Below are 19581 nucleotides of genomic sequence, written 5' to 3'. Positions count from 1 at the left end.
CCTTCGTTGCGATTGCAACTACCAGCCTAGCAGGTTGCGGAGGCCGCCGTCCGCCCCGGGTTCAGGACCTGGAAGGGAGCTGGATCTGCACGTTCGCCCGGGTGCTCGGCTGGCCCTCGGCGAGTGTGACGACTTCCAGCTCCACAAGGTGCGCCCCATCCTCCACGCGCTTCTCGACGACCCTGCCGGCCAGCACCAGCGGCCGGTCGGCAACGTCAGGGCGCCGGTAGGCCGCGCGCACGCTGCGGACCATGCTTTCGGTTCCGGCCCAGTCGGACACGTACTGGGTGATCCAGGCGAGTTTCAGCAGGCCGGGGACGAGGGCGCCGCCGACGCCGAGCCGTTTCCCGGCTTCGGCATCGGCAAATGCGGGGTTGGTGGGGTTGTCGCGCCCGAAAAAGTCGATGGCCATATCGGTCGTGGGGACACGCTCGAGCGGCTCGAGCTCATCGTCGATGTTCACGTCTTCGAAGTACCGCTGGCTCATTCGTCGCTCCCGCCCGCTGCCATCTTCGGGTCAAACTGCGTGATGGTGATCATGGCCGCGGCCACGTGGTTGCCGTCGGCGTCGTAGAAGTCGGTGCCCTGGGTGACGAGCACGCTGTAGCCATAGCGGCCGCCGAGCCGGTCGCGGATGTCGTAGACCTGGGAAACGGCCTGCAGCTGTTCGCCGATACGGAAGGGACGGGTGAAGCGCCACTCCTGCTGCGTGAGCAGGCCGCTCGGGAGAATCTGCGGCATGCCGCGGCGGGGGCCGCCGGCCAGCATCGCGATGACGTAGGGCGGGGCGATGCCAGTCCCGTCGGCATAGCGGGGGTCACGGTCGCCGAGGACGTCGCGCATGCGGCGGGCGTCCTCCTCGCGGATCGTGACCGTGACCGGCTCGCTCTTCCGTCCGATGACGGCTCGATGCTCGTCGGTGATCAGGCTCTGTTCAGGGATTGCCATGCATCCTCCACTGGTCGCCGGCAGCCCGGCAGGCAGGGGCACCGCCGGCGGGGGAATCGGGGTGCCCGTAGTCTGCCAGCTTTTCCAGCATTCCGGGAGTGGCAGGGCGCTCAGGGGACGCTGATCACGGTCACCGCGCCGGTATCGCCGTCGACCTCGATGGTGGCGCCGTCCGGGATACGCTTGGTCGCGTCCGTGGCCGAGACGACGCAGGGGATGCCCAGCTCCCGGCTGACGATGATCGCGTGGCTGAGCGTCGCGCCGACATCGACGACGACACCGGCCGCAGGCACGAAGAGCGGAGTCCAGGCCGGGTCGGTCATCGGCGCGACGAGGATGTCTCCGGGCTCCAGGACAGTGGGGTCGAGCGGGTCGAGGACGACGCGGGCGGTTCCCCGCGCCTTACCGGGGCAGCCCGGCAGACCCTGGATGACATCGCCCGGCCGCGCGGCCTTGGCCTCGTGCTCCGTCCTGCGCCGCCAGGTGGTGTTCGGCGGCGGCGGACCGTTGATGATGAACGGCGGCTCGAGCGAGAGCAGCCACTCGTAGTAGCGCCGGCGCGGCTCGACGAGTTCGTGCAGGTCGCCGAGCCGGCCCTCAGCGTAGGCCCGCAGCTCATCCTCGAAGAGCAGGCAGAGGTCCTGCGGCCGGTCGAGGTGGCCGCGTTCGACGGCCCGCCGTCCGAGTTCGCGCAGTGCCATGCGCGTCTCTTCGATGACGCGGACGATGTTGGTCTTCGAGCGCTCGCGGCCGGGCACGAAGGTGAGCGCGCTTTTCATCGCTGCGTCGAACTGGGCGAGCGTGTCGGGGTCGCCGGCGAGGGCCTCGCGGATCTCATTTCGAATCCGCTCACGCTCCGCGACCCGCTCGGCATTCTTGCGCGCCGGCGAACCCTCATCGCCGCTCAGCCGCATCCGGTCGATGGCTGCAAGCGCGATGTCGGGGTTGGTCTCCCACGTGTCCGCCATCACGTCCCACTCGTTCGGACCGCGGGAGCCGTATTCGGCGAGGAAGTCGGCGAAGGCTGCGAGGAACTTCTCGGCATCGGGACGGCCGGACGTTCGGAGCCGCTCGTACAGTCCGGATGGCCCCTGGTCAAACAGCCGGGTCAGCTCTTCGGAAGCCCTGACCATGCGGCTCAGCTCCCACATGGCGTAGGAAGGCGCCGCTGAGTCGACCCCGCCGAGCCCGGCGATCAACTTCATGGCGTCCGCCGGCCTGCCGATGGCGGCACAGATCGCGGCGATGGCGCCGGGACCAATCGCCGAAGCGCCGCTCTGGTTGATGTGCTGGTCGAACATCCGTCGGCAGTATGGGCGCATGGAGATGGCCCGCTCGATGAGCTCCACATCGGTGAGCTTTGTCAGGTCGGGCCGCTCGGCGCGAATCTGCCGGGCGAGCTGCCGGTCAGCCTCAAGTTCCGACTGGTCCATGTCGCCGAGCACCCAGCCGAGCCACTTCTCCATCACGGCCGTGGTGCGTGGGTTCTCGTGCCAGGGCTCTTTCACGTAGGGCGGCACGTCGGGGTGGTCGCCGAAGTACGCGGCATCGATGGCGGCGGCCGACATCCCCGGCGTCCGCTCGCCCCAGACCCGGATCCAGGTCGCGTTCAGGTAGCCGTAGCCGCCGATGAGCCCGATGAAGTCGCACCGGTTCGGGTCCGGGTCCAGCTCTTCTTCATCGATGCCGAGGCGGTTCACGGCGCAGTCGCGCCAGCCGCGGACGGTGCCGCCATTGCTGAAGACGAGTTCCCAGCCGGCCGGGCTCGGCGGTTCGGGCAGCACTTCACCGACATTGGCCCGGGTCCAAAACGACGCTTTCGGGTTGTACGGCGGGTCTTCGATCCAGCGAATCTGCTCCATCTCCCTGCCCCTGTGTGGCGTTGGTGCGGCCGGATGGTAGCGGGTTGTTCGCCGCTTGCGAAGGGGTTGGCTGGCCGGCCGGCCAGTTTGACCGGAGCGCGACGCCCTGCGATAGATCGAGCGTATTCATCCATAGTTCGAAGGGGGCTGCGATGCGGGTCGAGAAGATCGGCGTGATTGGGGGAGGGCTGATGGGGAGCGGGATCGCACAGGTCGCGGCGTACCATGGCCTTGACGTCACGCTCGTTGACGTCAACCAGGCGCGCGTCGACCGGGCGATTGAGGCGATTAAGGGCAGGCTGCAGCGCGAGGCGGAGCGGGGCCGCATCAGCGCTGAGGCGGCCGAGGCCGCTGCGCATCGCCTCCGCGGGTCGGCGGATATCGACGAGCTGACGTCGGTCGCCCGCGCCGAGGCTGTCATCGAAGCGGTGGTCGAGGACCTTGAGGTTAAGACCCGCATCTTCCGCCAGCTCGGCAGGGTGTGCCGGCCGGACGCCCTCCTCGCCAGCAATACCAGCTCGCTGCCCCTGAGCGACCTCGCAGCAGCCTCCGGACGGCCCGAGCGGGTCATCGGACTCCACTTCTTCAATCCGCCATGGGCGCTCAAGCTGGTCGAAATCGTTTCGACGGCCTCGACCACGGAGGAGACCCTGCAGGACGCGCTCCAGCTGTGCCAGCAGCTCGACCGTGTGACCGTGCAGGTCAAGGACACGCCTGGCTTTATCGCGAACCGGCTGCTCGTCCCCTTCATCTTCGATGCGATCGAATTGCTTCAGACCGGCGTGGCGTCGGCGGAGGATATCGACCTCGCCTGCCGGGTCGGGCTAAACCATGCCATGGGGCCGCTGGCCACCGCCGACCTGATCGGGCTCGATACCCTGAAAGCGATAGCGGAGAGCATGTTCGAGGAGTACGGCGAGCCGCGGTTCAAAGCGCCAACGCTGCTCCGCCGCCTGGTGAGCCTCGGTTACCTTGGCAGAAAAACCGGGCGCGGGTTCTTCCGCTACACCTGAGTCCCGAGCTCTGAGCAAATCGCCGCCGTTTCCTCGATGATGGCGCGGCACTCGTCGTCCGTGTTGTAGAAGTGCGGCGCGATGCGGATGCCGGCCCCGGGCCGGTAATCCACGACGAACCCGCGGCGGACCAGTTCGTCCTTCACCTGCTCGGCGCGGGGGAGGTCGACCGTTACGTGGTTGCCGCGCCGCTCGAACTCCAGCGGCGTGCGGACGATGAACCCCCGGGCGAGCGCACCTTCGATGAGCAGCGACGTCTGGTGGCGGGCCTTCTCGCGGATCGCTTCGACCCCGACCTCACGGATAATCCGGTAACCCTCGCGCGCCTGGTAATAGGCCGGCATGTTCGGTGTCCCGCCCGTAAACCGCCCAATGCCCGGCGCGTAGACGATCGGCGGCGGTTCGAACCCGAACGGGCGGGCGTGCGAGAACCAGCCGGCCATGCGCGGTTCGAGCCTATCCACCAGGTCGGGACGGACGTACAGGTACCCGGCGCCGGGTCCGCCGCACAGCCACTTGACTGAGCCGCCGACAAGGAAGTCGACACCCAGCTCGACGACATCGAACGGCACCGAGCCCATCGACTGGTAGGCATCGAGGACGACCATCGCGCCGTACTCGTGGGCGCGCTCCACGATTGGGCGTACGTCGACCAGCTCGGCGGTCCGGAAGAGCACATGCGAGACGACGACGAGGAGTGTGCGGTGGTCAATCGCCTCGATGAGCTGCTCTGCCGGGAAGGTAAGCGGGTCGCTGCCGATCCGAACAACTTCAGCACCGCAGGAGCGCTGCCCATCGAGCAGGTATTCGACGGTGGGGAATTCGCCGGCGCAGGCGATGAGACGGTTGCGCGGCGGTTCGTACTCCAGGCACGAGAGAATCTCCGCGAGCGCGTTGGTGACGTTCTGGCACATGGTCATCGAGCCCCGCGGGGCCCGGATGATGTCCTCAAGAATGGAGGCTACGGCGGCGACCTGCGGCAGCCAGGTATCCCAGGCGATAACGCCTTCCTCTGCCCACAGGCGGGTGTATTCGGCGAACGCTCCGGGCACCGAATCGGGCATCGCGCCTAATGAGTTGTTGATGAGGTAGGTCTTGCGGGCGAGGATGGGGAAGCGTGAACGCCAGGAAAGCAAATCGGGCATGCCATGGAGCATGCCCGATGAGTGCGCTGCGCGGAAGGTGCTTCTACCGGGGGAGGGCGACGTACACCTCGCCGTTTTCGACTTTCACCGGGTAGGTCTGCATGTCCTCGGCGGTGAGGGTCGGGCGGGCGAACTTCGGGACCGGGAAGGCCTGGTACGGCATCGGGATGAAGCGGAGGAGCTTGAAGAGCTTCGATTGAATGCCGCCCAGGAAGGGGTGCTCAGCGTTGAACTGGCTCGAGAACGGCTGGCGGACAACTTTCCCGGTTTCGATGTCGAACCGGGCCCCGTGGAAGGGGCACATGACGCAGTTGTCTTTGATCGGCTCGGGCCGGATCGGCGACCCCGGGAACCCGGCGAGCGGCAACCGCGCGTGTGAGCAGAGGGCACTCAGCGCGTGGACCTTATCGCCGGTGCGGATGATCACGACGCGCTGGGCCCGGGCGCGGACCTCCTTCGGGAGGCCGTCGGGGAAGTCGCGCAGGAGGCCGACCTTTGCCCAGCGGGTCATTGCGGCGTGCGGCTTGATCTCCTTCGCCCGGATGGGCACCGGCGCATCGAGCCCGAGGAGGGGCGAAACGACAACCTGCATCAGCCCACCGGAAACGAGGCCGGCAACCAGGAGCACGATGCCCCCGAGCGTGTTGTCCGACGCGGTGACGGGATCGCCCGGGAAGAAGAGCAGGATGATGCCGCCGGCGATGAGGCCGATGCTTGCGATGCCCCACGTGCCGAGGATCGAAACGCCAAGGAAAGCCAGCGCAGGTGACACAGCCAAACCTCCGACGGGATACTACCCCGCTTGTGCAGAATTGCGCAAAGTTTCGGCTGACCGGGTGAGCAGATCACGCACCGGACAGCTGTTCCGAGAGCCCCTCGAGCAAAACCCTGACGCGCTCCGGCGCAGCCAGGTGCTGGCGGATGCGGGATTCAAATTCCCGCCGGTCCGGCGACTGGGACCAGCGCTTCCAGTCGCCGAGGCCGAACCAGGTGCTGATGACGACGAGGTTGTGCGGGTCCTCGCTGTCGCGGAGCGTCTCACCCGAGATGTAGCCGGGCTCGTCGAGGCAGCGGATGCGCAGCTGCCGAAGCAGCTCCAGCACATTCCGTTCGTGTCCGGGGAGGACCCGCCGTTCGATGACGACCTTGACAGCCATGGGTTCAGCCCTCCGCGAGAGAGCGGTATGCGCGGCGGAAGTAGATGAGCGGGGCGCGCTCCGGGTCGAACCGGGCGCCGACGACCCGCCCGATGACGATGGTGTGGTCGCCGCCGGGCAGCGCCTGGTGGAGCTCGCAGTCGATGTGTGCGATAGCGCCCGGGATGAGCGGACAGCCGGTCACCCAGGTTTCAGTGGGGACCGCCGGATCGAACGATGCCGCCGGCTCACGGCCGGAGGTGGCGAAGTACCGCGAGACATCCTCCTGCCCGGCCGAGAGGATGCTGACGGCGAAGCGGCCCGATTCGCGGATCATCCGGGGCAGGTGGTTCGTATCGGCGAGGCTGACCAGGACCAGCACGGGGTCGACCGAGAGCGAGGAGAAGCTGGAGACCGTGATGCCGTACACCATCCCGTTGAGTTCGGTGGTGACGACGGTGACGCCCGAGGCCCAGGAGCCCAGCGCGCCTTTAAAGTCGTCCAGCGAGAGTGTGGCGGACATGCAGCCTACGCGGGGGGCAACGACGGCACCATGTCCCAGAGGGCGTGGACCGTCGTCTCGACGAAGTACCGGGCCAGCGGCAGGGATGCGATGAGGGTGTCCATTTCGCGGGCGTCGGCGGCGTCATAGATCGCGAGGACGCCCACGCCGGCTTCACGGTACAGGGCGCGGATCTTGCCCTGGTCGTACTGGGCGCGGACCGCGCGGAGCTGCTCGCTGACAAGCGCCTGCCACTGCTCGGGCGGCATATCGTGCGGCTGCCGGGAAACCAGCCGGACTGAAAACAGCATGATGGGCTCCTGGGGTGACGTGGATGGAAGTATAGCTGCGCCGAACCCCTGGGGCGATGCGGCGGCGCTAACGGACCAGCAGGACCAGGGCAGCTGCCGTGCCGTAGGCGATCACCGCGACCCGGAGCCACCGCTGCCCGAGCCTGCGGGCCAGCCCGACGCCGAGGTACCCCCCTGCGAGGGAGCCGGCCGCCATCACCACCACAGCCTCCCAGATGACTGGCCCGAACAGGACGAAGTACGCAACGGCAACGAAGTTGATGACCACAGAGAGCAGCCCCTTCAGGGCGTTCGAATGCTGGAGATCGTCGGGCAGGAGGATGGCGAGCGCCGCAAGCATGATGATGCCAAGTCCGCCGCCGAAGTAGGCGCCGTAGATGGCCAGGACGAACACAACGGCGACGAGCTGCGGCGATACCCGCGCCTGGCTCCCCGGGGGCGGATGCGCCCGGCGGGCCACCCGCGAGAGCGGCCCCTGGAATGCCATCACGCCGCAGGCGAACAGGATGAGGAACGGGACGACCGCATCGAAGGCCGAGTCGGGTGTGAGCAGGAGGATGGCTGACCCGGCCAGCGAGCCGAGGATGGCGGGTGCCGCCAGGACGACAGCCCGGCCGCGCTGGCGGCGGAGTTCGCCGCGGTATCCGATGCTCCCGCCGACGTAGCCGGGCCAGAGCGCGACGGTGTTGGTCACGTTTGCGGCTTTGGACGGGTACCCCGCTGCCAGGAGCGCGGGAAAGCTCACCAGGGAGCCACCGCCCGCGACAGCGTTGATTGCCCCGGCGGCGAATGCCGCTGCGGCGAGGCCGGCTGCACTCTGGAGGTCCATGCGATGCCCTACGCTGGCAAACGCGGCCCGTATGCGCCAGAGGCGGTAGGCTGGCGGCATGGCTCGCCGGCTCCTCACCTTCGACCTCGATGGTGTGCTCTGCAGGCCGCCGTTCGGCATCAACCCGGGCAGCGGGAAGGGCAAGGGCCGCGATGCCCGCGGGCATGCCGGCATCCTTTGGCTGACCGAGCGCTGGCGGTACCTCGGCCGTCGCCCGATGCCCGGCGCACTGGAGGCTTTCGAACAGCTCGCCGGCATGTTCGACGTCGTGGTCGTCACGGCGCGCGGCGAGCAGGCTCGGCCGCTCACCGAACGCTGGTTCCGGCGCTACCTCGGGCGGGTGCCCGACCTGCGGATGCGGCCGTCAGCCGAGGAGACATCGGCGCAGTTCAAGGTGCGCGTCATCCAGGAGCTCCAGCCCGAGGCGCATTTCGAGGATGACCCGTTCACCGCGGGGTGGGTTGCGGAGCTCGTCCCCCGGGTGTTCCTGGTCGACTGGCCGCGCAACCGGTGGCTCAAGGGCGGCAATATCGTCCGCGTCCGCTCGGTGGCCGAGGCTGTCCCGCTCCTCGCAGGGAGTGTTCAGGCCGGGCGGGCCGAAAGCTGACCGAGCAGGGCCCGCCGGAGGAGCAGCATGGCGGTCGTCACCGCACGGCGCTTCACGGCGGCGCGTCCCTGGTTCATTGTGGTGGTGATGACGTAGGCCTCGCCGTCCGGCGTCGCGACCGCGACGTGCACGGTCCCCGGCGGGATGCCGTCCTGCGGGTCAGGACCGGCGACACCAGTGATGCCGATTCCGTAGTCCGTCCCGATGCGCTCACGGACCGCGAGGGCCATCGCCCGGGCAGTCTCCTGCGAGACTACCCCGTGCTCGGCGATGACCTCCGCCGGGACGCCGAACGCGATCTTCTGCTCCGTCTGGTAGGTAACGAGCCCTGCGACGAAGTACGAGCTGGCGCCCGGGACATCGGTGAGCGTGCTCGAAAGCAGCCCCCCGGTGCAGGATTCCATCACTGCGAGAGTGGCGCGCCGCTGGTGCATCAGGTCGGCGATGTGGCCTTCGAACGTGTCGTCGTCGCGGCCCCAAATAGCGTCGCCGAAGATGCGTTCGAGCGCCTCTTCCACCGGCCGAATCCGTTCCCACGCCTCCTCGCGCGTGCGCGCCTTCGCCCCGATGCGGAGGTGGACGCCGTCGGCGCGGGCGTAGGTGCCGATACCAATACCCGGGGTCGCGTACAGCGGCCGGGCCATTTCATCGACCGTCCCCTCACCGATGCCCACCGTCTTCAGGGTCCGGGTGACCAGCACTTCGCCGGCAAACCGCCGTTCGAGTTCGGGCTGGACCTCCTTCGTCCACATTCGCTCCATTTCGGAGGGGACTCCCGGCATGCAGACGATGATGTGTCCGTCGCGTTCCACCCACCAGCCGGGGGCCGTCCCTCGGGGGTTCTCGATCGGCCGGGCGCTTGGGATTAGCCACGCCTGCTTGATGTTCGACTCCGGCATCGGGTAGCCGCGGCCGGCGAACCATGCGCGGAGGCGCTGCTCGAGGGCAGGGTCGACGTACGGCTCCTCGCCGAGCACGCGAGCGACGCCCTCCCGTGTGAGGTCGTCGTCAGTCGGGCCGAGACCGCCCGTGGTGATGACGAGGTCGGAGCGGTTCCATGCCCGTTCAAGCGTCTCGACAATCCGCCCGAGGTTGTCGCCCACGACCGAGGTGTACAGGAGGTCGATGCCCAGCTCCGGAAGCCGCTGGGCGATAAAGGCGCTATTGGTGTCAACGATTTCGCCGAGCAGGATCTCGGTGCCGATCGCGATGATTTCTGCCTTCACGGCCCGCAAGTCTACGAGCGGGCAGCTCCCGGGGAAAGGTCACCGCGAAATGAGCGCCTGCGGGGCAGCCCGCTGTTGCGCCGCCGCGAAAGGGTCACGTCACGGGGAGTTCGCCGGCGCGGGCCAGCGCATCCCGCACCGCCGTCCCGGTGCCGGCGATGACCGCGCGGCTGGCCATCGCGGCGGGAGTCCCATCGCGGGCCAGCACCACACCGCCTGCTTCGCGCACGATGAGCAGACCGGCGGCGAGGTCCCACGGCTGCAGGTCGGAGTGGAGGTACAGGTCCCACCAGCCAGCGGCAAGCCCGGCAAATCCAAGCGCTGCCGAGCCCGGGATCCGCAGCGACTGCATGCCCGGCCAGAGGTGGGCCGCGAGCTCGATCTGCCGGCGTGCGCGGTCGGCGTTGTAGCCGAGGTCCATCGCCACGACCGCGTCCGCAACCGTGGGGCAGGGACGCAGCACGGCGCGGTGGCCATCCACTGTGCAGCCGCCCCCTGCGATGGCGACCACTTCAAGTCCGAGGAGCGGGTGGGTCGTGAGCCCGAGGACAGGTTCGTCATCGACGCAGAGCGCGAGGGTAAACGCGAAATGGGCGATGCCGCGGGAGAAGTTCTTCGTGCCGTCGAGCGGGTCGATGACCCAGGTCCAGCCATCGGTCGGCGTGGCGGAGGCTGTCTCCTCGCTCAGGATGGCGTGCCCGGGGAAGTGCTCCCGGAGAATGGTCATGACCGCGCGCTCGACGGCAAGGTCGGTCGCAGTCACGACATTGCCGCGCCCCTTGACGGCGGTCACGTCGGCATGGCTCGCTGCTGACCGGATGATGTCACGGGCGACACGAGCGCAGTGCCTCGCGATTTCAAGCGCATCGCCACCTGCGGCCGAGCGCGGAAGGTCAGCGTCGCTCACCCGTCCTTCCTCCGGAGGTCGCGGGGGCTCACCTCGAGGTCGGGGACCCAGCGGTCAACCGCGACCCGGTGCTGCAGCGGAAGCCGCCGCTGGGGCGCCGTCTCCTTGGCTGCGAGGTCGGGCGGGAGCGTGGCCGGGTCGCCGGGATACCCGCAGGCCACAACCGCCAGGATGCGGACCTGCCCCGGGCAGCCGAAGACTTCGCGCACTGCGGCCTCATCGAATGCCGCCATCGGGTGGGCGACCAGGCTGAGGGCCGTGGCCTGCGCCATCAGATTCCCAAGCGCGATCCCGACGTGGAGGGGATAGAGCTCGCGCCGGCTGCCGTCGGTGCCCTCGATCACAATGTCGTGGGACGGGTTGGCGGCGAGCGCGAAGAGCAGTGGTGCGTGGCGTGCCCAGTGGCGGTTCCCCTCGTTCAGGGCCGCGATCAGTCGTTCGCGAACGGCCTCGCTCTCGGCGACCAGGATGCGTGTCGGCTGGGTGTTGCCGTGGCTGGGGGCGCGGGCTGCGGCCTCCCAGAGGAGGTCGCGTGCCGCAGCCGGAACGGGTTCCGGGCGGAACGCCCGGCTTGCACGTCGGTCACGAATGGCAGGAAGCAGCTCGTCCACGCCCCCATGGTGGCACACGCCTGGCCGCGGCAGCTACCGTGGTGCCATGCGCTGCATCGGTATCGACCTCTCCTGGACGGCCCGCAGGCCTTCCGGCTTCGCGCTCATTGACCCGGCCGCCGACGGACTGGTGCAGACGTGGACGGCCACGCTCGCCCCGGCCGAGGTGGCGGCCTGGCTTGATGGGTTCGAGGATGCTGTTGTCGGGGTCGATGCGCCGCTCGTCAATCGCCCGGGTCGAACGGCTGAAGCAGAGCTGGCGCGGGCGCTGGGCCGGTACGGTGTGACGGCCTATGGGATCGGCAACGGCTTCCTCGAACGGCGTGGGCTGGCGGCGGGACCCCAGCTCGGAGAGCTGCTCGCTGCCCGCGGCTGGTCCTTCGAGCCCCCGGGCCCCGGAGCGGGGCGGCGGTTCGCGTTCGAAACGTTCCCTCGCGCCCTCATCCTGTCGCTGCTCAGGGCTGCGGAAGTGCCCCCGTACAAGCGCGGCCGGCTCGCCGGCCGGGCCGCAGCGCTGGCGACCTGCCACGACCTGCTCGAGGGGGCGCTCGCGGCTGCGGGCATGCGCCTCGACTTCCCGCTGCCGGCCGCCCCGGCCCACGGGGCATGCCCCAGGGGACGCGAGCTGAAGGCTGCGGAGGACCGGCTCGATGCTGCGGTCTGTGCGTTTGCTGCGTGGCAGGCCGCAAGCCGAGGGCTTGAACCCGGCGACCTGTTCGGCTCGGCGGCCTCGGGGTTGATCGTGGTGCCCGGAGCCGGCCGGCTCACATCCGCTCGGGGGCGGACATCCCCATAAGTCCGAGGACCCGGGCAAGCGCGATCCGCGCTGCGAGCACGAGCCTGAGGCGTGCCCGGCTGAGCGCCTCATCGTCCGTGATGACCTTCAGTCCGGGGTCGTTCTGCTGCTTGAAAGCGTCATTGAAGGCGTGGAACGCGGTGGCGAGGTCCTGGGCGTAGTGGGGGAGGTGCTGCGGCTCAAAGCGCGTGGCGACCGTTTCGATGACGTCAGCCAGCCGCATCATCTCGCGGATGAGCGCCAGCTCGTGCGGCGCCGTGAGGCGGGCGACGTCGCCGCCCTCCGGCGTCAGCCCCTGCTCCTTCGCGCGCTCGAGTATTGAGCAGAGGCGCGCGTGCGCGTACTGGACATAATAAACCGGGTTCTCCGATGACTGGCGAACCGCGAGGTCGAGGTCGAAATCCATCTGCGCCCCGGGTGAGCGGAGCAGGAAGAAGAAGCGGGCTGCGTCCGTCCCGACCTCATCGATCAGCTCGTCGAGGGTGATAATCTCGCCCTCGCGCTTCGACAGCCGGACGACCTCGCCGCCCCGCTTCAGGGTGACGAGCTGGTAGAGGAGGATGTGAAGCGCCTCGGGGTCGGCCCCGACCGCGCGGGTCGCGGTCTTCAGCCGCGAGACGTGCCCGTGGTGGTCCGCGCCCCAGACGTCGATCACCAGGTCGAAGCCGCGACGGAGAAATTTGTCCCAGTGGTAGGCGATGTCGCTGGCGTAGTAGGTCGGCCGGCCATCGGAGCGGACGACGACGTTGTCTTTGTCCTCCCCAAGTTCGCTTGAGGCGAACCAGAGCGCTCCTTCGCGTTCAACGAGCATCCCGGCCTGGCGCAGGATGGCCATCGCCTGCTCATATGCGCCGCCCGGCTCGTAGAGGGACTTCTCCGAGTACCAGCGGTCATAGCGTACCCCGAACCGTTCGAGCGTCGCCCGGATGCGGGTCACCATCAGCTCGATGCCGAGTGCGCCGAGTTCGGGCGGCATCGGCTCGCCCGGGGGGCGGAGGAAGGCGTCGCCGTGGCGCTCCTTCACCTCGCGCGCCAGCTCGACCATGTACTCCCCGGGATACCCGTCGGGCGGAATGGGGACATCCCTCCCGAAGAGCTGCTGGTACCTGGCGTAGAGGGTTTCGGCGAAGTAGTCCGTTTGCGTCCCGGCGTCGTTGATGTAGTACTCGCGCTCGACCCGGTACCCTGCGGCGGCGAGGGCGTTGGCCAGCGCATCCCCAATGGCCGCGCCGCGCCCGTTCCCGACATGCAGCGGGCCCGTCGGGTTTGCCGAGACGAATTCGACCTGGGCCGAACGCCCGGCGCCCAGCTCGAGGTCCGCATAGGCTGGACCCGCCGCGATGATGTGCTCGACCTGCTGCTGCAGGAAGGGCACCGACAGGCGGAAGTTGATAAACCCCGGCGGGGCGACGGACGGCCGTTCGATGGCGGCGTCTGCGCGGACGTGCTTTGCGATCGCCTGGGCGATCTCGAGCGGAGGCCGCATTGCGGCGCGGGCAAGGCGCAGCGGCAACGTCGATGCGAAGTCGCCGTTCGCGGCATCCTTCGGCCGCTCGATGGCTGCGCCGGGGATGGCAACGTCGGGAAGGTCCCCTGCCGAGATGGCGGCGCGGGCCGCCTCAGCGACGATCGATTCGAGATGGGTCCGGATGGTTCGCGTGTCGGGCATCGAGCCTACAGCGTACGGTGCCAGGCCGGATTGCGACAGACCGGCGGGTCATCCGCAACTGAACGGGAAGCGATGCTCCCGGGCGAGCCGCGCGACCTCCTCCGCCGCCCTCCGGGCGTTCGCCACGATGTGCTCGGGGTAGCTGTAGGCGACCCGGTGTGCTTCGAACTCGTCTTCGTCGAGCAGCTCGATGCAGCCGCTGGGGTACACCTTCACATCGAGGTCGAGGTCGACATAGCCGATCTGGCACCCGTCGAAGGTCGGCGGTGTGGTGACGTTGCAGTACCAGAGGGCAGTGCGGCAGCCCGGCCGGGAGAGGCGGAAGACGTTGTACCAGCGGTCGCGCCAGAAGTAGACGATGGAATCGTACGGGGATCGGAACTCCCCGCGGGAGGTGTAGATTGGCGTGCGCGCGCGGTAGGCCGTGACAAGGAGGTTCCCGTCGTCGGACAGTACGCGGAACGGCTGGAGCCAGTGGGCGGTGCCGTCGTACTTCGTTGCCCTCAGGAGCACCCTGGCGCCCGGGCGGGCCCGCGCTGTTCGGACGTCCATTGCCGGATGATACACGCGGAACCCGGCTCGCCAAGCGATGTTACGTGAACTTCCCGAAAAATACTGGCTGGTAAGCCAGCAAATCCTTAATCGTTGACGAAGACCAGGCCGGAGACGAGTCCCGCCACGAGGGCGATAACGGCGAGGATGTAGCAAAAAGCGACAGCGCCGGGGTCGAAACTCTCCCGGACATCGGTATGCATGGGGGCAGCGTTCGGGTTGGCGGGGGCGTGATGATGGTCGGCCATGGCAGGAGCTCTCCAGAAAAGGTGCTGACCAATTCTTGCCCGGCAGGGTGGTTGGGTCACGTGCGGGGCGGTACGCTGGCCCCATGGTTGCGCGGCGCAAGCGGTTTGTGACCAAGCGGGTGACCGTACCGGAAGCGTTCGAGCGCTTCTGCGCGGAGTTCAACGAAGGGCGGTTCTACGAGGCTCATGAACACCTCGAGGAGATCTGGCAGTTCGAGCACGGCCCGGTGCGCGACCTGTATAAGGCGCTGATCCAGGCGGCTGCGGCGTACGTCCACGTGCAGCGCGGCGGGTACCCCGGCGCGAGCCGGCTGCTCCGCACGGCGCTCGGCTACCTCGAACCCTATCGCCCGGGGCCGGCAATGGGCTTCGACGCGGAAGCCATCGGCCGCGCGCTCGAAGAAGCTCGCGACCTGCTCGAACGGCTCGGCCCGGACGGCGTTGCTCAATTCCCGCTCGCGCAGCGGCCGCGGATGGCGTTCGACCGCTCGGCCCTGTCGGCGGAGGCCAGGCGCTGGCGCGCCTGGGGCTTCGACGAGGAGGGGCTGCCGGTTGCGATGGAGGTCACCATCCCGGCCTGACCGCATCGACGCCGGACTCGAAACTTTTTGATTGCCTTTGGCCGTTATTATCATCCATGCAGCCGCGGTTTCCGGGTCCGGTGTGGACCGTTCCGGAGTCACACGAACAGGAACGTGAGCGGGAGGGAGTCCATGTCTCAGCATCCAGCGAGCGATATCGTGATCGATGCCAGGGACGTCGTGAAGACGTACGACACCGGCACGGTCCAGGTGCAGGCCCTGCGCGGCGTCAGTCTGCAGGTGCAGCGCGGTGAGATGGTCGCCATCATGGGGCCATCCGGCTGCGGCAAGACGACGCTGCTCAACTGCCTGTCGGGCCTGGACGAGTTCGACAGCGGAACCGTGCTCGTTGCCGGCCACGACATCGCCCACATGCCGGACGACCGGAAGACGGAGTTCCGCGCCCGGGAGATGGGGTTCGTCTTCCAGACCTACAACCTGCTCCCGGTCCTGAGCGCTGTTGAAAACGTCGAATTGCCGCTCATCGTCTCTGGGACCAGGCCGAAGGAGGCGCGGGAGAAAGCGCTCCAGGCGCTCGACCGCGTCAATCTCCGGCCCTGGGCGAACCAGCGGCCAGGGCAGCTTTCGGGCGGTCAGCGGCAGCGCGTGACCATCGCCCGGGCCATCGTGAACCACCCGTCCATCATCTGGGCGGACGAGCCGACCGGTGCGCTCGACTCGAAGTCTGCGAACGACATCATGGACCTCATCGTCGAGCTGAATGTCACTGAGCAGCGAACCTGCGTCATCGTGACCCATGACCCGAAGGTCGCGGCGCGGTGCCACCGCACCATCCACATGGCGGACGGCGTCATCGTCCGGGAAGACAGCCGGGAGGCGATGCGTGCGCTGGTCGCCGCCGGCGGCGGGGCGGAGTAGATGAACGAGCTGTTCGGCGTCTCGATGACCATCATCGCCAGCGTCTGCGTGGCGGTGACGGTCCTCATCTTCCTCGCAATCGGGTTCATCGCCTGGCGCAACCCGGTGATGTTCAAAATGGGCCTGCGCAACATTCCCCGGCGGAAGGCGCAGACGGCGCTCATCATCGTCGGCCTCATGCTCTCGACGCTCATCATGAGCGCCGCGTTCGGCACTGGCGACACCCTCACGTCGTCGGTGAGCGCACAGGTCTACAGCATGCTGGGCGAAACAGACGAATGGATTGCGTGGGATGCACAGAAGAACCCGGCTCCGCAGGAAGACCAGGTCATCCCGCTGGCGCTGGTTGACGAGTGGAAGGCGGAGCTTGCGGACGACCCGGATATCGAAGCGATTGTCCCGCTCCAGCGTGAGACGCTGCCTGTTCAGAACGTCCGCACCCGCCTCAACGAGCCGTCCGCGCGCATCGTCGCGTTCCGGCCGGATGACGCTGCAGCGCTCGGCGGGCTGAAGGACCTCAAAGGCGACCCGGTTGAGCTGGTCGGCCGGACGATCGCCGTCAACGAAGACCTGGCGAAGCAGCTGGACGCCAGGGAGGGCGACCAGGTCCTGCTCTTCTACAAGGGGCTTGCCGTGGAGTTCACGGTGGTCGCCATCACACCGTCAAACGTCCTGTCGGGCGCGGCCGACCCCTTCGCCATGCGCGGCGGCGCGGTTCCGTTCGACACCTTTGCCCAGCTGACCGGCCGTGGCGACGTGGCCGATGCCGTCGTGGTCTCCAACGTCGGCGGTGTCGAGGGCGGGCTCAATCGCTCGCGGGCCGTGACCGCCCGGCTCGAAACCGTGCTGGAAGGCACGCCCTACCGGGTCGTGGAAGTGAAGCGGGAGCTTGTCGGAACGGCGGAGCTCGTCGGCTCGGCGTTCACCGCGATCTTCGTGGTGTTCGGCCTGTTCTCCATCGCGGCCGGCATCCTGCTCATCTTCCTCATCTTCGTCATGCTCGCAGCGGAACGGAAACCCGAGATCGGCATGGCCCGGGCCGTGGGAGCGAAGCGCCGGCAGATTGTCGAGTCGTTCCTGTCCGAGGGGATGGGGTACGACCTCGGCTCCGCGGTCGTCGGCCTGTTCGCCGGGATGGCGGTCACGGTCGGCATGGTCCAGGTGATCCAGTATTTCGGCGGCGACAGCCTCGGCCTCGACCTGACCGTCAGGTTCACGCCGCGGAGCATGGTGACAGCGTTCTGCCTCGGCATCATCGCCACGTTCCTCGTCATCTTCATCGCCTCGTGGCGGGCGAGCCGCATCAACATCACGGCTGCGATTCGCGACCTGCCGGAGACGAGCCCACTTGACCCCGAGGCGTCGACCTGGCGCGGCTATTACCGCGCAGCGATCAACGGCATCGCGGCGTTCAGCCTGCCGATCGGCGCGGCATTTTTGCTCTTCGGCACGCCCGGGCTCCTGCTGGGCGTCCCGCTCATGCTCGTCGGGCTCATCAGCCCGTGGTTCTACCTCCTCCGCAACAGCGACGTGGCCGCGCCGCGGGCCCGGCGCACCGGGGAGCCGGCCCCGCGCTGGCCGTGGCTGGTGGGCATCCTCCTCCCGGTCATCGGCTGGTTCCTCGTGCTTCCGTGGTACGCCGTTGCGCTGGTGCTGGTGCGCCTGACCCGGGACCGGAAGCCCGCGCGTCTCCCGCGATGGCTCGGCATCGGTGCGCTCGCGGTGTGGCCGCTCGCCTTCCTTGCGGCAATGCTGCAGGACTGGCGCGTGCGCGTCCCCTGGACTGCAGCGGCGGCAATCGCCTTCGGCATCGCCGGCGTTGCCCTGACCTACGGCGGGCTGGACCGGGACAGCTCCTTCTTCTTCCTGCTTGGCGTCTCGACCGTGTTCCTCTGGGGGGCTGTGACCCTCCGGTATTTCGGGGTATCGGAGCGCCTGGCGTTCTCCGGAACCAGCGCCCTCCTGCTCGCCCTGTGGTACCTGCCGCGCAAGTGGCTCGAACCGATTACCGGGCCGCTCGAGGGAGACATCGAGATGTTCTTCCTGAGCGGCGTCGTGATGGTCACCTGCGGCGTCTTCATCGTCGTGTACAACGCCGACATCGTGCTGCCAGCGATTGCGGGCCTGGGCAACCGCTTCGGGCGCCTGGTCCCGGCTCTCAAGACCGCGGTGGCCTACCCGCTCACATCGCGGTTCCGCAACGGCATGACGATGGCCATGATCGGCCTGATCATGTTCTCGCTCGTCATGATGTCTACTATCAACGAGAATTTCGCCGCGCTGTTCCTGAACGATGAGTCGAAAGGCGGCTTTGATGTCGTCGGGACCGTCAACGAGAACAACCCGATCGACGACATCAAGGGAGCGCTTGCCTCTGCCGGGGTTGATATCGCGCCCGTCGAGGCGGTCGGGATGGCCCGGGTGGCCTCGCAGGAGGAGGTCGAGGTCGAAAACCGGGACGGGTTCGTCAACACCGACGACGGAACGGTCGCTCCGTATAGCAGCATCAAGCTGTTCGGGGTCGATGACGGCTTCCTCGCCGCACAGGAGCTGAAGCTGAAGTTCCGGGCGGCCGGATACGCCGATGACGCGGCGGTGTGGAAGGCGCTGCGGGAGCAGCCCAATCTCGCCCTGCTCCCGGGGGACGCGACGACGGCGCCCCAGGGATTCGGCGGAGGAGGCAACCTGCGCCTTCGCCTGAAACCGCTGACCGACGGGTTCGCACCGTTCACGCTCGACCTGCGCGACCCGGGGACGGGCGAGGTGACCACCGTCACGGTCATCGGGCAGCTGAAGGAGTCTGCCGACACGTTCTTCGCGCTGAGCAGCCCGGATTTCGGGACCGGGATCGTGGTTCGCGAGGCCACCCTCCGGGAGGCATTCCCGGCGGCACGAGGGGAGTTGTTCTTCCTCCGCCTCGCGGCGGGCACCGACTCGGAAGCCTTTGCCAAGACGGTAGAGGCCGCCCTGGTGCAGGCCTCGGCGGACTCACTCGATGCCCTGCTCGCGGACCAGCAGCGGCAGCAGACCGGGTTTCTCCTCGTCTTCCAGGGGTTCATGGGCCTTGGCCTGATCGTGGGCATCGCCGCCCTGGCGGTCATCGCCTCGCGTGCGGTCGTGGAACGCCGGCAGCAGATCGGCATGCTGCGGGCGATCGGCTACACCCGGCGCATGGTGGCACTCAGCTTCCTGCTCGAATCGGCGTTCATCGCGGTTGCCGGCATCCTGCTTGGTCTTGTACTCGGACTGTCCCTCGCCTGGGTGCTTTTCACAACGGAAGAACTCTTCGAGGGTTCGGAGTCCGTGAGCTTTATCGTGCCCTGGCTGCAACTCGCGGTGATCTGCGCGGTCGCGTTCGGGTCGTCGATTCTGATGACCGTGCTCCCGGCGCGGAGCGCGTCGCGCGTGCCCGTCGCCGAGGCCCTCCGGTACGAATAGGCCCGCGCGGTGACCTGCGCATGGCGAGGGCAAGCGGAAGGGGCTGCCGTGTGGCAGCCCCTTCGCGATGGGAACGTTCGAATGTGAACGTCGCAGATTGTGCCGCTCAGGACGGCCGGGCCAGGAACCGCCCGATATTGACGATGACGCGCTCGCGCAGCAGCCGGGCCGCGTTGCGCCGCTCGGGGTTGATAAGCTCCTCGGGCTGGCGCCGGGATTCAGCCCGGCCCCGTTCGTATTCCTCCCGGAATCGCGTCTCGGGCGTCGGCTCGTGCGGCCGGGTGAGATACGCCAGCGACATCGGGTCGAGGTTGTACATGA

22 protein-coding genes are annotated in these 19581 nt (G+C 68.1%); 6 read left to right on the top strand and 16 right to left on the bottom strand.

Going from position 1 to position 19581, the window contains the following annotated elements; translation table 11 throughout:
- Positions 1 to 61 precede the first annotated feature (61 nt).
- The 3 genes from Tbon_RS13430 to Tbon_RS13420 all read right to left on the bottom strand — a co-directional run bounded on the left by Tbon_RS13430 (position 62) and on the right by Tbon_RS13420 (position 2810).
- Positions 62 to 487: a hotdog family protein gene (locus tag Tbon_RS13430; RefSeq protein WP_158068169.1), complete on the bottom strand. Its 426-nt coding sequence runs from the start codon at positions 485 to 487 to the stop codon at positions 62 to 64.
- Positions 484 to 948, bottom strand: coding sequence for an FAS1-like dehydratase domain-containing protein (locus tag Tbon_RS13425; protein WP_158068168.1), 465 nt, complete (start codon positions 946 to 948; stop codon positions 484 to 486). The genes Tbon_RS13430 and Tbon_RS13425 overlap by 4 nt, the downstream gene beginning before the upstream one ends.
- Before the next feature lie 110 nt (positions 949 to 1058).
- Positions 1059 to 2810: a PEP-utilizing enzyme gene (locus tag Tbon_RS13420; protein ID WP_158068167.1), complete on the bottom strand. Its 1752-nt coding sequence runs from the start codon at positions 2808 to 2810 to the stop codon at positions 1059 to 1061.
- Positions 2811 to 2962: 152 nt separating this feature from the next.
- Between Tbon_RS13420 and Tbon_RS13415 the strand changes: the two genes are divergently transcribed.
- Complete coding sequence (locus Tbon_RS13415; protein ID WP_158068166.1) at positions 2963 to 3823, top strand: 3-hydroxyacyl-CoA dehydrogenase family protein; 861 nt, start codon at positions 2963 to 2965, stop codon at positions 3821 to 3823.
- Here Tbon_RS13415 and Tbon_RS13410 read toward each other — a convergent pair.
- The 6 genes from Tbon_RS13410 to Tbon_RS13385 all read right to left on the bottom strand — a co-directional run bounded on the left by Tbon_RS13410 (position 3814) and on the right by Tbon_RS13385 (position 7746).
- On the bottom strand, positions 3814 to 4968 hold the full coding sequence (locus Tbon_RS13410) for an aminotransferase class V-fold PLP-dependent enzyme (protein WP_192498013.1): 1155 nt from the start codon (positions 4966 to 4968) through the stop codon (positions 3814 to 3816). The two genes, Tbon_RS13415 and Tbon_RS13410, sit on opposite strands and share 10 nt — an antisense overlap.
- A 43-nt stretch (positions 4969 to 5011) precedes the next feature.
- Positions 5012 to 5740, bottom strand: coding sequence for a Rieske (2Fe-2S) protein (locus Tbon_RS13405; protein ID WP_158068164.1), 729 nt, complete (start codon positions 5738 to 5740; stop codon positions 5012 to 5014).
- Between the two features lie 73 nt (positions 5741 to 5813).
- Positions 5814 to 6125, bottom strand: coding sequence for a putative quinol monooxygenase (locus Tbon_RS13400; RefSeq protein WP_098503977.1), 312 nt, complete (start codon positions 6123 to 6125; stop codon positions 5814 to 5816).
- Between the two features lie 4 nt (positions 6126 to 6129).
- Positions 6130 to 6627, bottom strand: a complete 498-nt coding sequence (locus Tbon_RS13395) for a flavin reductase family protein (protein WP_158068163.1) — start codon at positions 6625 to 6627, stop codon at positions 6130 to 6132.
- A gap of 5 nt (positions 6628 to 6632) precedes the next feature.
- Positions 6633 to 6917 (bottom strand): muconolactone Delta-isomerase family protein, encoded by a 285-nt coding sequence (locus Tbon_RS13390; RefSeq protein WP_158068162.1) that lies wholly within the window; start codon positions 6915 to 6917, stop codon positions 6633 to 6635.
- 67 nt (positions 6918 to 6984) lie between these two features.
- Complete coding sequence (locus Tbon_RS13385; protein ID WP_158068161.1) at positions 6985 to 7746, bottom strand: sulfite exporter TauE/SafE family protein; 762 nt, start codon at positions 7744 to 7746, stop codon at positions 6985 to 6987.
- A 58-nt stretch (positions 7747 to 7804) separates the two neighbouring features.
- Between Tbon_RS13385 and Tbon_RS13380 the strand changes: the two genes are divergently transcribed.
- Complete coding sequence (locus tag Tbon_RS13380; RefSeq protein WP_158068160.1) at positions 7805 to 8353, top strand: hypothetical protein; 549 nt, start codon at positions 7805 to 7807, stop codon at positions 8351 to 8353.
- Here Tbon_RS13380 and Tbon_RS13375 read toward each other — a convergent pair.
- The 3 genes from Tbon_RS13375 to Tbon_RS13365 all read right to left on the bottom strand — a co-directional run bounded on the left by Tbon_RS13375 (position 8329) and on the right by Tbon_RS13365 (position 11097).
- Positions 8329 to 9579, bottom strand: a complete 1251-nt coding sequence (locus tag Tbon_RS13375) for a competence/damage-inducible protein A (RefSeq protein ID WP_192498012.1) — start codon at positions 9577 to 9579, stop codon at positions 8329 to 8331. The genes Tbon_RS13380 and Tbon_RS13375 overlap by 25 nt on opposite strands.
- Positions 9580 to 9673: 94 nt before the next feature.
- Positions 9674 to 10486 (bottom strand): inositol monophosphatase family protein, encoded by an 813-nt coding sequence (locus Tbon_RS13370; protein ID WP_192498011.1) that lies wholly within the window; start codon positions 10484 to 10486, stop codon positions 9674 to 9676.
- A complete protein-coding gene (locus Tbon_RS13365; RefSeq protein WP_192498010.1) occupies positions 10483 to 11097 on the bottom strand; it encodes a nitroreductase family protein in 615 nt (204 codons plus the stop codon). Before Tbon_RS13365 ends, Tbon_RS13370 begins: the two co-directional genes overlap by 4 nt.
- A gap of 46 nt (positions 11098 to 11143) precedes the next feature.
- Here Tbon_RS13365 and Tbon_RS13360 point away from each other — a divergent pair, with 46 nt between their 5' ends.
- Entirely contained in the window at positions 11144 to 11893 is a 750-nt protein-coding gene (locus tag Tbon_RS13360) for a DUF429 domain-containing protein (RefSeq protein WP_192498009.1), read from the top strand.
- On the opposite strand, the gene argS is transcribed toward Tbon_RS13360, so the two are convergent.
- The 3 genes from argS to Tbon_RS14030 all read right to left on the bottom strand — a co-directional run bounded on the left by argS (position 11862) and on the right by Tbon_RS14030 (position 14362).
- Entirely contained in the window at positions 11862 to 13562 is a 1701-nt protein-coding gene (argS, locus tag Tbon_RS13355; RefSeq protein ID WP_158068155.1) for an arginine--tRNA ligase, read from the bottom strand. The two genes, Tbon_RS13360 and argS, sit on opposite strands and share 32 nt — an antisense overlap.
- 48 nt (positions 13563 to 13610) lie before the next feature.
- Entirely contained in the window at positions 13611 to 14114 is a 504-nt protein-coding gene (locus Tbon_RS14035; protein WP_192498008.1) for a DUF402 domain-containing protein, read from the bottom strand.
- A gap of 86 nt (positions 14115 to 14200) precedes the next feature.
- On the bottom strand, positions 14201 to 14362 hold the full coding sequence (locus tag Tbon_RS14030) for a hypothetical protein (RefSeq protein WP_165772626.1): 162 nt from the start codon (positions 14360 to 14362) through the stop codon (positions 14201 to 14203).
- Between the two features lie 83 nt (positions 14363 to 14445).
- Here Tbon_RS14030 and Tbon_RS13345 point away from each other — a divergent pair, with 83 nt between their 5' ends.
- The 3 genes from Tbon_RS13345 (at position 14446) to Tbon_RS13335 (ending at position 19260) form a co-directional block, all read left to right on the top strand.
- Positions 14446 to 14943 carry a DUF309 domain-containing protein gene (locus Tbon_RS13345; RefSeq protein WP_158068153.1) on the top strand — a complete coding sequence of 166 codons (498 nt, stop codon included), beginning with the start codon at positions 14446 to 14448 and terminating at the stop codon, positions 14941 to 14943.
- Positions 14944 to 15075: 132 nt separating this feature from the next.
- Positions 15076 to 15822 carry an ABC transporter ATP-binding protein gene (locus tag Tbon_RS13340; protein WP_158068152.1) on the top strand — a complete coding sequence of 249 codons (747 nt, stop codon included), beginning with the start codon at positions 15076 to 15078 and terminating at the stop codon, positions 15820 to 15822.
- Positions 15823 to 19260 (top strand): ABC transporter permease, encoded by a 3438-nt coding sequence (locus Tbon_RS13335; RefSeq protein ID WP_158068151.1) that lies wholly within the window; start codon positions 15823 to 15825, stop codon positions 19258 to 19260.
- Between the two features lie 106 nt (positions 19261 to 19366).
- On the opposite strand, the gene Tbon_RS13330 is transcribed toward Tbon_RS13335, so the two are convergent.
- Complete coding sequence (locus Tbon_RS13330; RefSeq protein WP_158068150.1) at positions 19367 to 19579, bottom strand: hypothetical protein; 213 nt, start codon at positions 19577 to 19579, stop codon at positions 19367 to 19369.
- Positions 19580 to 19581: the final 2 nt, after the last annotated feature.

It is taken from the genome of Tepidiforma bonchosmolovskayae (genome assembly GCF_008838325.1).
GTDB classification, from domain to species: domain Bacteria; phylum Chloroflexota; class Dehalococcoidia; order Tepidiformales; family Tepidiformaceae; genus Tepidiforma; species Tepidiforma bonchosmolovskayae.
The sequence above is the reverse complement of the archived record's forward strand: the minus strand, read 5'-3'. Positions and strand labels throughout refer to the sequence as shown.

What these genes read in the sequence shown, in the direction of transcription:
- Tbon_RS13395 (WP_158068163.1), bottom strand. Translation starts at nt 6,627, where the DNA reads ATGTCCGCCACACTCTCGCTGGACGACTTTAAAGGCGCGCTGGGCTCC.
- Tbon_RS13400 (WP_098503977.1), bottom strand. Translation starts at nt 6,125, where the DNA reads ATGGCTGTCAAGGTCGTCATCGAACGGCGGGTCCTCCCCGGACACGAA.
- Tbon_RS13335 (WP_158068151.1), top strand. Translation starts at nt 15,823, where the DNA reads ATGAACGAGCTGTTCGGCGTCTCGATGACCATCATCGCCAGCGTCTGC.
- Tbon_RS13380 (WP_158068160.1), top strand. Translation starts at nt 7,805, where the DNA reads ATGGCTCGCCGGCTCCTCACCTTCGACCTCGATGGTGTGCTCTGCAGG.
- Tbon_RS13410 (WP_192498013.1), bottom strand. Translation starts at nt 4,968, where the DNA reads ATGCCCGATTTGCTTTCCTGGCGTTCACGCTTCCCCATCCTCGCCCGC.
- Tbon_RS13420 (WP_158068167.1), bottom strand. Translation starts at nt 2,810, where the DNA reads ATGGAGCAGATTCGCTGGATCGAAGACCCGCCGTACAACCCGAAAGCG.
- Tbon_RS13330 (WP_158068150.1), bottom strand. Translation starts at nt 19,579, where the DNA reads ATGTACAACCTCGACCCGATGTCGCTGGCGTATCTCACCCGGCCGCAC.
- argS (WP_158068155.1), bottom strand. Translation starts at nt 13,562, where the DNA reads ATGCCCGACACGCGAACCATCCGGACCCATCTCGAATCGATCGTCGCT.
- Tbon_RS13425 (WP_158068168.1), bottom strand. Translation starts at nt 948, where the DNA reads ATGGCAATCCCTGAACAGAGCCTGATCACCGACGAGCATCGAGCCGTC.
- Tbon_RS13390 (WP_158068162.1), bottom strand. Translation starts at nt 6,917, where the DNA reads ATGCTGTTTTCAGTCCGGCTGGTTTCCCGGCAGCCGCACGATATGCCG.
- Tbon_RS14035 (WP_192498008.1), bottom strand. Translation starts at nt 14,114, where the DNA reads ATGGACGTCCGAACAGCGCGGGCCCGCCCGGGCGCCAGGGTGCTCCTG.
- Tbon_RS13345 (WP_158068153.1), top strand. Translation starts at nt 14,446, where the DNA reads ATGGTTGCGCGGCGCAAGCGGTTTGTGACCAAGCGGGTGACCGTACCG.
- Tbon_RS13340 (WP_158068152.1), top strand. Translation starts at nt 15,076, where the DNA reads ATGTCTCAGCATCCAGCGAGCGATATCGTGATCGATGCCAGGGACGTC.
- Tbon_RS13415 (WP_158068166.1), top strand. Translation starts at nt 2,963, where the DNA reads ATGCGGGTCGAGAAGATCGGCGTGATTGGGGGAGGGCTGATGGGGAGC.
- Tbon_RS14030 (WP_165772626.1), bottom strand. Translation starts at nt 14,362, where the DNA reads ATGGCCGACCATCATCACGCCCCCGCCAACCCGAACGCTGCCCCCATG.
- Tbon_RS13430 (WP_158068169.1), bottom strand. Translation starts at nt 487, where the DNA reads ATGAGCCAGCGGTACTTCGAAGACGTGAACATCGACGATGAGCTCGAG.
- Tbon_RS13385 (WP_158068161.1), bottom strand. Translation starts at nt 7,746, where the DNA reads ATGGACCTCCAGAGTGCAGCCGGCCTCGCCGCAGCGGCATTCGCCGCC.
- Tbon_RS13360 (WP_192498009.1), top strand. Translation starts at nt 11,144, where the DNA reads ATGCGCTGCATCGGTATCGACCTCTCCTGGACGGCCCGCAGGCCTTCC.